Genomic DNA, 762 nt, shown 5'->3' on the forward strand with positions numbered 1-762 from the left:
CCCGTTCCCATGCCGAACACGGAAGTTAAGCGCTTCAGCGCCGAAAGTAGTTGGGGGTCTCCCCCTGTGAGGATAGGACGTTGCCAGGCATTACATATTTGGAGGATTAGCTCAGCTGGGAGAGCACCTGCCTTACAAGCAGGGGGTCGGCGGTTCGATCCCGTCATCCTCCACCATTACACCTGCCGGTGTAGCTCAGTTGGTAGAGCATCTGACTTGTAATCAGAGGGTCGAGGGTTCGAATCCTTTCGCCGGCACCATTTTTTAAAATAGTCTACCGCATGAATTATACCTTGCCGGGGTGGCGGAATTGGTAGACGCACAGGACTTAAAATCCTGCGAGGGTTTCCTCGTGCCGGTTCAAGTCCGGCCCTCGGTACCATCTTAATATCCCATGAAAGTTCATTCGTCTCGCACCCTTAGCTCAGCTGGATAGAGCGTTAGACTACGAATCTAAAGGCCGGGAGTTCGAATCTCTCAGGGTGCACCATTTATTTCGGGAAGTAGCTCAGCTTGGTAGAGCACTTGGTTTGGGACCAAGGGGTCGCAGGTTCGAATCCTGTCTTCCCGACCATCATAACTTTTGGGGCCTTAGCTCAGCTGGGAGAGCGCCTGCCTTGCACGCAGGAGGTCAGCGGTTCGATCCCGCTAGGCTCCACCAATTCTTTGAACCGACGAACTTTGAAAACTGAACGATGAGGCAAAAAAGTTTTACAATGTTTGAATGAAGCGCAAGCTTCGTCATGTTTTAAAGAGCTATAT

Annotated in this window: 6 tRNA genes and 1 rRNA gene; all 7 read left to right on the forward strand. The window is 51.6% G+C overall.

The window, feature by feature from the left end:
- A 5S ribosomal RNA gene (gene rrf, locus KNP72_RS15735) occupies positions 1–89 on the forward strand; the annotation flags it as partial.
- 11 nt (positions 90–100) lie between these two features.
- A tRNA-Val gene (locus KNP72_RS15740) sits at positions 101–176 on the forward strand.
- Between the two features lie 8 nt (positions 177–184).
- A tRNA-Thr gene (locus tag KNP72_RS15745) sits at positions 185–260 on the forward strand.
- 35 nt (positions 261–295) lie between these two features.
- Positions 296–382: transfer RNA gene (locus KNP72_RS15750), tRNA-Leu, on the forward strand.
- A gap of 31 nt (positions 383–413) precedes the next feature.
- Positions 414–490 (forward strand) — tRNA-Arg (locus tag KNP72_RS15755).
- A 7-nt stretch (positions 491–497) separates the two neighbouring features.
- Positions 498–574, forward strand: a tRNA-Pro gene (locus tag KNP72_RS15760).
- Between the two features lie 11 nt (positions 575–585).
- Positions 586–661, forward strand: a tRNA-Ala gene (locus KNP72_RS15765).
- The last annotated feature ends 101 nt before the right edge of the window (positions 662–762 follow it).

The sequence above is a fragment of the Exiguobacterium sp. s152 genome (assembly GCF_018618335.1).
Lineage (GTDB): Bacteria > Bacillota > Bacilli > Exiguobacteriales > Exiguobacteriaceae > Exiguobacterium > Exiguobacterium chiriqhucha.